Origin of the sequence: Cupriavidus sp. HMR-1 (genome assembly GCF_000319775.1) — a bacterium.
GTDB lineage: Bacteria > Pseudomonadota > Gammaproteobacteria > Burkholderiales > Burkholderiaceae > Cupriavidus > Cupriavidus metallidurans.
In genome coordinates this window covers 37,030-48,712 of record NZ_ANKP01000129.1, presented here as the reverse complement: position 1 = coordinate 48,712, position 11,683 = coordinate 37,030, and the positions used below count along the sequence as shown (strand labels likewise).

13 protein-coding genes are annotated in these 11,683 nt (G+C 62.9%); all 13 read left to right on the top strand.

Features of this window, described 5'->3' with window-relative positions:
* Nucleotides 1-573, top strand: a 573-nt coding sequence (locus D769_RS17005; RefSeq protein ID WP_241227876.1) for a redoxin family protein, incomplete at its 5' end; no start/stop codon positions are given.
* A gap of 4 nt (nucleotides 574-577) precedes the next feature.
* Nucleotides 578-2,110 (top strand): protein adenylyltransferase SelO, encoded by a 1,533-nt coding sequence (locus tag D769_RS17000; RefSeq protein ID WP_008647315.1) that lies wholly within the window; start codon nucleotides 578-580, stop codon nucleotides 2,108-2,110.
* Between the two features lie 567 nt (nucleotides 2,111-2,677).
* A complete protein-coding gene (gene msrB, locus D769_RS16995; protein ID WP_034054008.1) occupies nucleotides 2,678-3,118 on the top strand; it encodes a peptide-methionine (R)-S-oxide reductase MsrB in 441 nt (146 codons plus the stop codon).
* Nucleotides 3,115-4,335, top strand: coding sequence for a bifunctional alpha/beta hydrolase/OsmC family protein (locus tag D769_RS16990; RefSeq protein ID WP_008647313.1), 1,221 nt, complete (start codon nucleotides 3,115-3,117; stop codon nucleotides 4,333-4,335). Before msrB ends, D769_RS16990 begins: the two co-directional genes overlap by 4 nt.
* A 32-nt stretch (nucleotides 4,336-4,367) precedes the next feature.
* Entirely contained in the window at nucleotides 4,368-4,649 is a 282-nt protein-coding gene (locus tag D769_RS16985) for a DUF427 domain-containing protein (protein ID WP_008647312.1), read from the top strand.
* Nucleotides 4,646-6,055, top strand: a complete 1,410-nt coding sequence (locus D769_RS16980) for a mercuric reductase (protein WP_008647310.1) — start codon at nucleotides 4,646-4,648, stop codon at nucleotides 6,053-6,055. Before D769_RS16985 ends, D769_RS16980 begins: the two co-directional genes overlap by 4 nt.
* A 17-nt stretch (nucleotides 6,056-6,072) precedes the next feature.
* The gene (locus tag D769_RS16975; protein WP_008647302.1) at nucleotides 6,073-6,681 is read left to right on the top strand and encodes a sulfite oxidase-like oxidoreductase; all 609 of its coding nucleotides are present in this window, start codon (nucleotides 6,073-6,075) and stop codon (nucleotides 6,679-6,681) included.
* Nucleotides 6,674-7,435 carry an FAD-binding oxidoreductase gene (locus tag D769_RS16970; protein ID WP_008647299.1) on the top strand — a complete coding sequence of 254 codons (762 nt, stop codon included), beginning with the start codon at nucleotides 6,674-6,676 and terminating at the stop codon, nucleotides 7,433-7,435. Before D769_RS16975 ends, D769_RS16970 begins: the two co-directional genes overlap by 8 nt.
* Nucleotides 7,436-7,456: 21 nt before the next feature.
* Nucleotides 7,457-8,665: an ergothioneine biosynthesis protein EgtB gene (gene egtB / locus D769_RS16965; RefSeq protein ID WP_206537003.1), complete on the top strand. Its 1,209-nt coding sequence runs from the start codon at nucleotides 7,457-7,459 to the stop codon at nucleotides 8,663-8,665.
* Nucleotides 8,662-9,639: an L-histidine N(alpha)-methyltransferase gene (gene egtD / locus D769_RS16960; protein WP_008647294.1), complete on the top strand. Its 978-nt coding sequence runs from the start codon at nucleotides 8,662-8,664 to the stop codon at nucleotides 9,637-9,639. Before egtB ends, egtD begins: the two co-directional genes overlap by 4 nt.
* A 13-nt stretch (nucleotides 9,640-9,652) precedes the next feature.
* Nucleotides 9,653-10,099, top strand: a complete 447-nt coding sequence (locus D769_RS16955; protein WP_008647292.1) for a hypothetical protein — start codon at nucleotides 9,653-9,655, stop codon at nucleotides 10,097-10,099.
* A 23-nt stretch (nucleotides 10,100-10,122) separates the two neighbouring features.
* Nucleotides 10,123-10,659, top strand: coding sequence for an MOSC domain-containing protein (locus tag D769_RS16950; RefSeq protein ID WP_008647291.1), 537 nt, complete (start codon nucleotides 10,123-10,125; stop codon nucleotides 10,657-10,659).
* A 5-nt stretch (nucleotides 10,660-10,664) separates the two neighbouring features.
* Nucleotides 10,665-11,597, top strand: a complete 933-nt coding sequence (locus D769_RS30705) for a CorA family divalent cation transporter (RefSeq protein WP_008647290.1) — start codon at nucleotides 10,665-10,667, stop codon at nucleotides 11,595-11,597.
* Nucleotides 11,598-11,683: the final 86 nt, after the last annotated feature.

The following is an 11,683-nucleotide window of genomic DNA, read 5'->3' as shown; positions in this document are numbered from 1 at the left end:
GGTCAACGCTCAAGAACGGTGGGGGTCGGCGCGCCAGCGGGCGGGCCGACCCGGTGTGTCTGTTTTCTTCCTGAGGAGATGGTGATGCAATCCCAGTGCATTCAACGGGCGCCCGAGCTGCGGGTGCCGTGGTGGATCGACGGCGAAGGGCGCAGCATGGCACCGCTGAAGCTGGCCGATCTGGGCGACGGGTTCAAAGTGATCTTCTGCTTCCAGCACTGGTGTCCGGGCTGCCACAGCCATGGCTTTCCGACCCTGCAGAAGCTGATCAAGGCGTTGGGTGATCGCGGCTTCGCGTTTGCCGCGGTGCAGACCGTGTTCGAGGGCGTCGAGTCCAACACCTTCGAGCGCCTGCGCGAGACGCAGCTGCGCTACGGCTTGAACATTCCTTTCGGACACGACCCTGCGATCGGACGGGCGTCGTCGCTCATGGCCGACTACGGGACGCGGGGCACGCCGTGGTTTTTGGTGATCGATCCGCTGGATGAGGTGCTCTACAGCGACTTCGAGCTCGACGAGCGGCAGCTGATCGGGGCGTTCGGCGCTTCGAACGATGGTCTCAAGGCGGCCTGAAGCCATGCGTGCTTCCACACCAAAGTCCGTGTCGGAGCCGAAGACGCCGGGGACGGGCCCGGCGTTTCGGCTGCCGTTTGACAACAGCTTCTTCCGGGACATGCAGGGGTTCTATGTGCCTTGGAAGCCCGAGCCGTCCCCGGCCCCGGCCTGGGTGCAGTTCAACGACGCCCTGGCGCTGGAGCTGGGGCTGGAACCGGCGGTGCTGAAGTCTGCGACCGGTCTGGCGTGGCTGTCCGGCGTGGAAATGCCGGCTGAGGCGGCGCCGCTGGCGCAGGCCTACGCGGGGCACCAGTTCGGCCAGTTCTCGCCACACTTGGGGGATGGCCGCGCCTTGCTGCTCGGGGAACTCATCGACACGGCAGGACAGCGTCGGGACCTGGCCCTCAAGGGGTCGGGCCGTACGCCGTTTTCGCGCCGTGGCGATGGCAAGGCGGCACTGGGCCCGGCGCTGCGCGAGTACCTCATGGGCGAGGCCATGCACGCGTTGGGCATTCCCACGACGCGTGCGCTGGCGGTGATCCGGACCGGTGAGCGGGTGAACCGCGAGGGCTCGCCCCCCGGGGCGATCTTGGTGCGCGTGGCGGCCAGCCACTTGCGGGTGGGCACTTTTGAGTTCTTCGCGGCGCGGGAGGAGGAGGTGATGCTTCGGCGGCTGCTCGACTATGCCGTGGCGCGGCATGACCCCGCCCTCGCCAAGCTTTCCGACAAGCCCATTCCGATGCTGGAGGCCGTCTGTGAGCGGCAGGCGCAGCTGATTGCACGCTGGATGGGCGTGGGCTTCATCCACGGGGTGATGAACACCGACAACATGAGCATCTCGGGCGAGACCATCGACTATGGTCCGTGTGCGTTCATGGAGGGTTTCGATCCGGCCACGGTGTTCAGCTCGATCGACCGTCAGGGGCGATATGCCTACGGCCAGCAGCCGGCCATGGCGCAATGGAACCTGGCCCGTCTGGCCGAAGCGTTGCTGCCGGTTCTGGACGCCCGCGATATCGACGTCGTGGAACGGGTGGAACAGGTGGTGGCCGGGTTTGCCGTGCGCTTTGACCGGCATTGGACCGGGCAGCTGCGCGCCAAGCTGGGCTTGGCCGCTGAAGAGCCGGACGACCGCGCCCTGGCGGACGACTTCCTGCAGCTGCTGCAGCGGGAAAAGGTGGACTTCACGCTGGCGTTCCGCCTCCTGTCCGACGCCATCACGGGGCCGGATGCCGCACTGCACGACCTGTTCGGACGGGAGCGCCCGGCGCTCTCGGACTGGCTGGCGCGCTGGCGCCAGCGCATGGCCCGGGAGGGAAGGACCTTGCAGGACTGCGCCGCAACGGCGTGGTCGGTCAATCCCTTCGTGATCCCGCGCAATCACCAGGTGGAGGCGGCGCTGTCGAGTGCCGTGGACGAGGCCGACCTCGGTCCGTTCGAGCGCCTGCTGGCGGTGCTGGGGCGGCCGTACGAGACGGTGGAGTCCGCGCGGCCATTCACGCTGCCGGCCTCGCCCGAAGTGGCCGCAGCCCACCGCACCTTCTGCGGCACCTGATTGGGGTACCCAACGATTTCTGAAAGGAGACTTCGCATGACCACAATGAAACAGGAACCCGGTGTCCTTGGCGAGGCGGCCGCTCCCCTGGGTGTGACCCGGTGGGTGGACGCGTCGGGCCAGGCGCTGGAACACTTCGACCTGGACCGCATGCCCGGCCGGTTCAAGCTCATCTTCTGTTTTCAGGACGCCTGCCCGGGGTGCCATGCGACCGGCTTTCCGGCGCTTGCCCGGGTGGTCGACGCGTTTCGGGGGAGCGACTTCGTCGGGTTCGCCGCAGTCCAGACCGTGTTCGAGGACTTCGGTTCGAACACCTGGGAGCGCATGCTGGCCAATCACGCCCGCTACGCGCTGGGCATTCCCTTCGGGCACGACGCCGGTGACGAACAGGACGGCGCGGGTTCGGAGCTGATGCGCCGCTACCGCAACGGCGGCACACCCTGGTTCATTCTGATCGATCCCGATGGCAGAGTGGTCTACAACCATTTCCGAATCGACGCCGACAAGCTCGTCACCTTTCTCAAGCGGCTGGAAAACGAACCGGCGGCACCGGAGCCTGGGCCCGACATGTTGACTTGGAAAGGAGTGATTCAACTGGTGGAAACGGGCAACCCGACGCCACCGCGCCGAGTTGAGCGCAGCGAAGCCGAGTGGGCCCAACAGCTGACGCCCGAGCAGTTCCGAATCACGCGGCTCAAGGGCACCGAACGGGCGCACAGCTCCTCGATGTGTACGCTGTTTTCGCCCGGGATCTACCGGTGCGTGTGCTGCGGCACTGAACTATTCGATGCGTCGACCAAATATGACAGCCGCAGCGGCTGGCCCAGCTTCACGCAGGCCATTGCCCCGGGTCTGGTGGGCTATCACGGAGACAACAGCCACGGCATGGTGCGGGTGGAGACGACGTGCAACGTCTGCGACGCCCACCTGGGTCACGTGTTTCCCGACGGACCCAAGCCCAGCGGTCTGCGCTACTGCATCAACGCCCTGGCACTGGAGAAAGCATGAGCAGCGAAAAGGTAGGCTTCGCTGGCAGCAGCCAGGGTCTGCTGGTGGGTGTCTTGGAACGCCCGGACCATGCACCGTTACAAGCCCTGGCGGTGTTTGCCCACTGCTTTACCTGCGGAAAGAACTCTCTCGCCGCGACCCGCATCAGCCGGGCGCTGGCTCAGCAGGGCATCGCCACGCTGCGCTTTGATTTCACCGGTCTGGGCGAGAGCGAAGGCGACTTCGGGCGCGGTGGCTTTTCGTCCAGCGTGGCGGACATTGTGGCGGCGGTGCACTGGATGCAGAGCACGATCGGCATGCCTGCACTGTTGGTCGGACACAGCCTGGGGGGGACGGCGGCCATCGCGGCGGCTGCCCGCCTCGACGGCATACGGGCGGTTTGCACGCTGGGCGCACCCGCGACGGCCGACCATGTGCTTCGTCACTTCGGTCCGACCAAGTCCGAAGAGGATGGGCAGATCCAGGTCGACCTGGGCGGCCGGGCGTTCAGGATCGCGCCGGCCTTCATTGAAGAGCTCCAGGCCCAAGCCCACGAGAACCCGGTCAAGGGGCTTCGCGCGGCCTTGCTGGTTATGCACGCGCCAAGTGACGCGGTGGTGGACATCGGCGAGGCACAGGACCTGTTCAAGGCGGCCAGACATCCTAAGAGTTTCATCAGCCTGGACGATGCGGACCATCTGCTCACGCGCCCGGCCGATGCGCAGTATGCGGCTGACCTGATTGGCGCCTGGGCCTCGCGGTTTCTGCCGATGCGAGCCGAGCGAAACGATGCGCCGTCGGACCTTCGTGCGGGCGAGGTGTGGGTGGGGGAGCACGATCACGCCTTCTGGCGATCGATGCGAGCAGGTCCGCACCACCTCGACGCCGATGAGCCAAAGGAAGTGGGTGGTGGCGAACGCGGGCCCGATCCTTATGAACTTCTGCTGATGTCGCTGGGCGCCTGCACGTCCATGACATTGCGCCAGTACGCCAAGCGAAAAGGCTATGCGCTCAAGGATGTCCAGGTCAGGTTGCGTCATGAGCGCGCGCACGCGACCGATTGCCAGGAGTGCGGGGATCGCTCGGGACAGGTTGACCACGTCACGCGGCAGCTCCTGCTGAGCGGACCGTTGAGTGAAAGCCAGCGACAGGACCTGTTGCGCATCGCCGATCGTTGCCCCGTGCATCGAACGCTGGAGAACCATCCGGTGATCACCACCACACTGATTCGGGACTGATCCCAACCACACACAAACGAAGGAGACGGAGCATGAGAGCCATCTGGAAAGGCACCACCATCGCTGAGAGCGATGACATCGTGGAAGTTGAAGGCAACGCCTATTTCCCACTCGACGCGTTGCGCCCGGAACATTTCAAACCAAGCGATACGCACACCACCTGTCCATGGAAGGGGCGGGCCAGCTACTACGACGTGGTGGTCGGCGAAGACGTGAACGCTGACGCGGCGTGGTACTACCCGTCGCCCAAGGCTGGTGCGGAGGCGGTGACCGGCAGGGTGGCGTTCTGGCGCGGTGTCGAGGTGCGGCCATGAGCGGGGAACAGAGGTTCGACGCGATCGTGATCGGAGCCGGTCAGGCCGGTCCCTTTCTGGGCGCGACACTCGTTGCCCGGGGTATGAAGGTGGCGCTCATCGAGGAGCGTGACCTGGGTGGTACCTGTGTCAATCGGGGCTGCACCCCAACCAAGACCCTACGCAAGTCGGCTCGTGTGGCTCACATGGCGCGCCGGGCCAGCGAATTCGGTGTGCAAACCGGGTCGGTCCAGGTCAACTTCAGGGCAGCGATGGAGCGCATGCAACGCCGGGTGGAGGAGGCTCGCTCTGGCCTGCAGGCCTGGCTGGGCCAGTTGGAAGGACTCACCATCATCAAGGCGCGCGGTCGCCTGGCGGGCCGTGACGGCGAACAGTTCGTGGTGCTGGCCGGCGAGCATCAGCTGGTGGCGCCCAAGGTGGTGCTGAACACCGGCACACGTCCCTTTGTTCCGCCGGTGCCTGGGCTGGACGAGCTGCCGTTCCTGGACAACGAACGGCTGTTGGCGCTGCGTGAATTACCGTCCAGGCTGGTGATCATCGGCGGTGGATACATCAGCCTGGAGATGGCTCAGATCTTTCGGCGGCTGGGAAGTGAGGTTGCCATTCTGGAAACAGGGCCCCGCCTCACGGCCCGCGAGGACGAGGACATTGCAGCCGCTGTGACCGGAATGCTGACAGCGGAAGGCATCGAAGTGAACACCGGCGTGCGCATTGAGCGGGTCGGCAAGGCGGACAACGACGCTGGCGTGCGGGTGCAGTTGGCTGGTGGCCGCAGCGTGGATGGCAGCCACCTGCTGGTGGCCACCGGGCGAATACCGAACACCGACTGTCTGGGCCTGGAAACGGTGGGCCTGGAGGTCAGTGCGCGAGGCTACCTGGTCACCAACGACCGGCTCGAAACCGCGGTTCCCGGCATCTGGGCGCTGGGTGACATCAATCAGCGCGGGGCCTTTACCCACACCAGCTACCACGATCAGGACATCGTGGCGGAGAACCTGGCCGGAGGGCAACGCAGCGCCGCCGCGCGCGTCGGCATTTATGCCATGTTTACCGATCCTCCGCTGGCCCACGTCGGTCTTTATGAGGCCGACGCGCGAAAACTCGTGACCGAAGGGCGACGCATTTCCCAGGCGGTTCACGCCATGAAGGACGTCAGTCGCGCGAAGGAAGAAGGCGAAACCGTGGGCAAGATCAAGCTCCTCATCGATGAGGACAGTGGTCATTTCCTCGGAGCGACCATGCTCGGGATCCAGTCGGACGAGATCATCCAGGCGATCGGTCTGGTGATGGCCAGTGGCGGCACCTGGAAGGTGGTCCGGGATGCATTGCCCGTTCACCCGACGGTCACCGAGTTCCTGCCCACCATCATTGATCGACGCAAGCCCTTGACCGCAAGTCCTGGGTGAGCCGGAGGACCCACACCATGCCCATCAACCGCTCATTCAGCGGCCGCAATCGCGATGTCCACAACCACGGCGGTCGACTTCCGCCAGGACAGTCCCTGACGGAAGGTTTTCCCGTGCTGACTGCGGGCCCCACCCCAAAAGCCTTGGCGCTTGGCGATTGGCGCTTGACCTTGAAGGTCGGTGTGCGGCCGGTTCGCGTTTGGACCTGGAGCGAATTCCAGGCCCTGCCCCAGACCGAGCAGGTGGTCGACATCCACTGCGTTACCACCTGGTCGAAATTCGACACCCGCTGGCGCGGTGTGACGTTGGACACCTTGTTGCAGGCGGCCGGACTGGAAGCGCCCACGCCTTGGGTGCTGGCGCATTCCCAGGACGGCTACTCCACCAACGTGCCGTTGGCCGATCTGACACAAGGGCGCGCAATGATCGCAACGCACTACGACGACCGACCGCTCGCGCCCGAGCACGGGGGACCGGCACGCCTGTTGGTGCCGCATCTCTATTTCTGGAAGTCGGCCAAGTGGGTCAATGCGCTGCAGTTCAACGAGCGCGACGAGGCCGGGTTCTGGGAACTGCGGGGCTATCACATGCGAGGCGACCCTTTCAAGGAAGAGCGCTATGGATGAGGCCGTTGGTCAGCAACGGCTGAGCTGGCAGTCCGCACGCATCGAAGCGTTGCAGGCACTGACCCCACGCGTCATGCGGGTGGTGCTGCGTCCTGACAGATGGGTTCGCCCGAGGCCGGGCCAGCATTTGGATGTCCGACTGACAGCAGAAGATGGCTATCAGGCACAACGGAGCTATTCGCTCCTCTCACCTCCTCAACGTACCGGGCTCTATGAGCTGGGCATTGAGCGGTTGGACGATGGCGAAGTATCCACCTGGTTTCACGATGGGGCCCAGCACGGCGAAACGATTGAAATTCTCGGGCCGGTTGGTGGTCATTTTGTGCTTGACGAGTCGAACACACGACCAGCCTTGCTGATTGGGGGAGGATCTGGCGTTGTTCCCCTTTTGTCCATGGCAGCGCAACGCGTGGGTGCATACAGCCAAGCGCATACAACGCTGTTGGTTGCCGCACGTCATCTGGACGAAGTGTTGCTCTGGCCCACCCTGCAGCGATGGGAAGCGTTTACGCCGCGGTTTCGCAGCCGACTGGCGCTCTCGCGGGATACCTGTGCCCCGCGCGCACAGGACCACGTTGGCCGCATTGATGAGGCCGATGTTGCTTGGGCATTGCAGCAATTGGGTGATGTGGCGACCGAATCTGCGCAGGTTTTCATCTGCGGGCGTAATGACTTTGTCGAGTCCATCGTTCATATGGTCACCGGGCTAAATGTGCCCGAGGTCTCCATCCGCACCGAGCGCTTCGGAAGTTGACTCTCTTTTTTCTCATCTGCCGTGACACCTGAAGACATCCGCCTAACCCGATACGTCTCTGTCCGTTCGCGCAGCGAACGGCTGTGTGCCCCTCTGAGCGCCGAGGACCATATTCCCCAACCGGTTTCCGACGTCAGTCCGCCGAAGTGGCACTTGGCCCACACCACGTGGTTCTTCGAGACTTTTGTCCTCGCGAAACAACAGCCGGACTATCGACTGTTCCATCCTCTGTATGGCTACCTGTTCAACAGCTACTACGAATCGGAGGGCGCTCACCTGGCACGCCCGCAGCGAGGAAGCTTGAGTCGCCCGACGGTGGCTGAGGTGATGGCGTACCGCGCGCATGTGGACGAGTCCATGCGCCGTCTGCTGAAGGAACCACTGGAGCCCGCAGTCGCGGCTTTGGTAGAGCTGGGCATGCAGCATGAACAACAGCATCAGGAGTTGCTGATCACAGACATCAAGTACATCCTGGGCCACAACCCATTGCATCCGGCGTATGACCCTCTGGGCATCGGTCCCCAAGATGTGACGGCCGAACATGATGGAACCTGCCCACCCCTGGACGATTGGCTTAGCGTCGAAGGGCAGACGATTCGCATCGGCCACCAGGGGCCAGGGTTCGCCTTCGACAACGAGTCGCCATCGCATTTGGCGCTCATTCAAGGGGTAGACATCCGTGTGGCGCTAGTCACCAATGATGAATACCTTCAGTTCATGCGCGACGGAGGATATCAGCGCCATTCGCTCTGGCATGCGGAAGGCTGGGACTGGGTGCAAACGCTCGAACACCGTGCGCCGATGTACTGGCAGCCCGACCCTAACCAGCCTGAAGGATGGGGTCATTACACGCTCCAGGGTGTGATGCCGCTGACCAGTCAGGCACCGGTGACGCACGTCAGTTACTACGAGGCACACGCTTTCTGCGATTGGGCGGGGTGGCGATTGCCCACCGAGTTCGAGTGGGAGGCAGCGGCAAGCCTGTTCGGCTGGGGGCGTCGATGGGAATGGACGCGGAGCGCCTATCAGCCCTATCCCGGTTTTGCCCGCAGCGAGGGCGCGGTGGGGGAATACAACGGGAAGTTCATGGTGAACCAGCAGGTCTTGCGCGGAGCGTCCTGGGCCACATCGCCGGGCCACGCCCGTTTGACATACCGGAACTTCTTTCACGCTCCGTTGCGTTGGCAGTTCACGGGCATCCGTCCTGTTCGCTCGCGGGAGTCCGCATGACTGATCGGGACAGACTGACGGAGCATGTTCTGCAAGGGTTGACGCGACCACAGAAGGCGCTCTCATCCGCTTGGTTCTACGACGATGAGGGCTCGCGCCTGTTTCAGCAGATCATGGCGCTGCCCGAGTACTACCTCACACGCCTTGAGCACGAGCTGCTGCGCTCACGCGCGGATGAGCTTTCCCGGTGGATAGATCCTCGGTGCAGCCCGATCGATCTGATTGAACTGGGCAGCGGCGACGGGGCCAAAACGCTGTCGCTGTGCCAGGCACTGGCGCAACGTGAAGTGGATTGCATCTACAGGCCTATGGATGTGTCCGCACACGCCCTAGCGGATCTGAGCCGCCGCTTTGACACGTACCTCCCCCGCATGGCCATCGAACCGGTGCTGGGAGACTATTTCGAGCATTGGCCTCAGGTTGCCGAAGGGCGACGCCAGGTTGCAATGTTGCTGGGCAGCAATCTGGGCAACCTGGACGAACACGGTGCCGTCAAGCTGCTGCAACGGGTGCATTCGCATTTGCGCCCAGGTGACCTTGTGCTGCTTGGTCTGGATCTGGTCAAGGACCCGGCCGTGTTGCGCGCAGCTTACGATGACTCCCAGGGCGTGACTGCTGCGTTCAATCTGAACCTGCTGACGCGGCTGAATCGCGAGTTGGGCATGGACTTCGATCTGACGAAATTTCGGCACTACGCCAGCTACTGTCCGCTGGAACACGTGGCCAGAAGCTTTCTGGTGAGCCAGGTTGACCAGGTGGTCCACAGCAGAACCCTTGACCGAGGGTTCGTATTCCATGCCGGGGAGACCATCTATACAGAGCAATCCCAGAAATACTCCCTGGCTTCGATCGAACACCTCGCAGGCCGAAGCGGGTTTGACAACACCTGCACCCTGACCGACCCCCGAGGCTGGTACGCCATCACCGTCTGGCACCGGCTACCGTTCACCCCAACGCAACAAACGTCGACCTGACATAGGAGTCCTAATGAGCAACAAGACCCATCTGCGCCAGACCATGCTGGACCTTGCCGAAGGGCGCCTGCGGTTTGCCGAACAGACCTATGCGCAATACCTGGTCGGTGCGGCGGGCCGCGGAGATGAACCCAGTGAAAGCGATGCGGCGTCGCGGGCCGTCAACAATGCTGCTCTGGCGCAGGCGTTCGAATGCCCCATTCACGACCACCAGGAGGCCCTGGAAGTCTTGCGTCAGATCGATTTCGGTCCCCGGGATTCGGTGGAGACAGGCGCCGTGGTTCGCATCGACGGGCGTTGGTTCGTGATTGCGGTTGCCAGCGATGCCTTCCAGTGCGACGGCAACACCTACATGGGAATTTCCACCCAGGCGCCCATCTACGCAGCGATCGCAGATGCCCGAGCCGGTGATGTTGTCAGCTTCCGGCAACGCGAACTGCACATAGAGGAAGTCTTGTGATGCACCTCATTCGAGTCTGAACGATGGGCAGCACGCTGCGCGACCTGGTCCGGCGCTTTCATGGCACAGGTCGGCTTGATGCCATCGTTCTGCGCCCGGATCGCCTCAAGGACGCAGTGTCCGTGCAGGAGGCCAGGGCCGAACCGGGTCTCGGGCTGATTGGCGATCACCGCTCCCTGAAGCTTCGTCAGTCGGATGCGCAACGCCATCGCGAGCTGAGTCTGATCCAAGCTGAGCACCTTGGCTTGCTCGGGGTCTGGACGGGGCAAGCTCCAATTGCCCCGGAGCGTTTGCGGCGCAACCTTGTGATCTCGGGCATCAACGTCGCCGCAATGCATTCACCCTTCCGGGAAGAACGCTTTGTCTGGCGAATTGGCGGATCGGTCCGCATTGAAATCACGGGGCCATGTCCTCCTTGTTCACGCATGGAGGACGAACTCGGTGAAGGCGGTTACGCCGCGCTGCGCGGTCACGGGGGCGCCACGGCACGGATCGTCGTAGGTGGCGTGCTACGGGTTGGAGATACCGTTAACTTCGAGGTTGAATCCACCGTGGGTTGATAGCCATGATCGAAGCAGAGCGTACGCCTGGGTTTCTCCATCTTCTCCAGATGACCGGCGGTGCGTCGTGGTTGCACATGTGCATCCACCACCGCGAGACGGAGAGTTTTCTCTCAAGCGTGACCGGCCTGGACAAGCTGATCGCCGCAGCGATGGTGTCTGAAGATACCCGCTCGCGGTTGCGCGTCCACGGGCAGGGCGTGATGGTTTTGCTCAAAGCGATGCATTTGAGAGCTGATGGAGTGGGGCATCCGGAGGACATGGTGTCCATGCGAATCTGGATTGATGAGCGTCGGGTTATCACGACCCGCGAGGAGGATGTGGATCCCATCCTCGAACTTGCGGAAGACATCTCTCAGGGGCGGGGCTCGGCAACGCCAGGTGACTTCCTTTGCGATCTCATCGAAGAGCACCTCTCGGAAGTTTCCGAGCAGGTCGAGATGCTAGAGGATGGGGTGAATCTGATCGGCGGCCTTCTGGTTCAACACCAGACGGAAGCGGCATGCCCGAGCATGGCCAATACCCAGACCGCGATCTCTGGCTTTCTGCGTCATCTTGGCCCCCAGCGGGCCGTTCTTCAAACGTTGACAACCCTCGTCGTCCCGCCGCTGAATACCAATCATCGAGGCCGACTGGAGGAGCACCTGAACCAGCTGTTGCGGTTGCTCGAAACGCTGGAGAATTTGCGTGACCGTATCGATATCCTCAGTGACCAGGCAAACCGCATTCAGGAGCGACAGCTGAACCAAAGCTCTTATGTTTTTGCCGTGGTATCCACAATCTTCTTGCCCTTGAACTTTGTCACTGGCCTGTTTGGCGCCAATCTTCTGGGACTGCCGTTCGCAGATGCCACCAACGGTTTCTGGGTGTTGGTAGGTCTTTGCTTACTAATGAGTGTTGGGTTGTTAGCGGTTTTTCGCTGGCTCAAATGGCTTTAGTAGACGGTTTGTGGACTCTCTGAGATGTATCTTCGGAGCCGTCCATCAAGGACGGGTGCGCTGTTAGGAAACACGATACGTGCCTG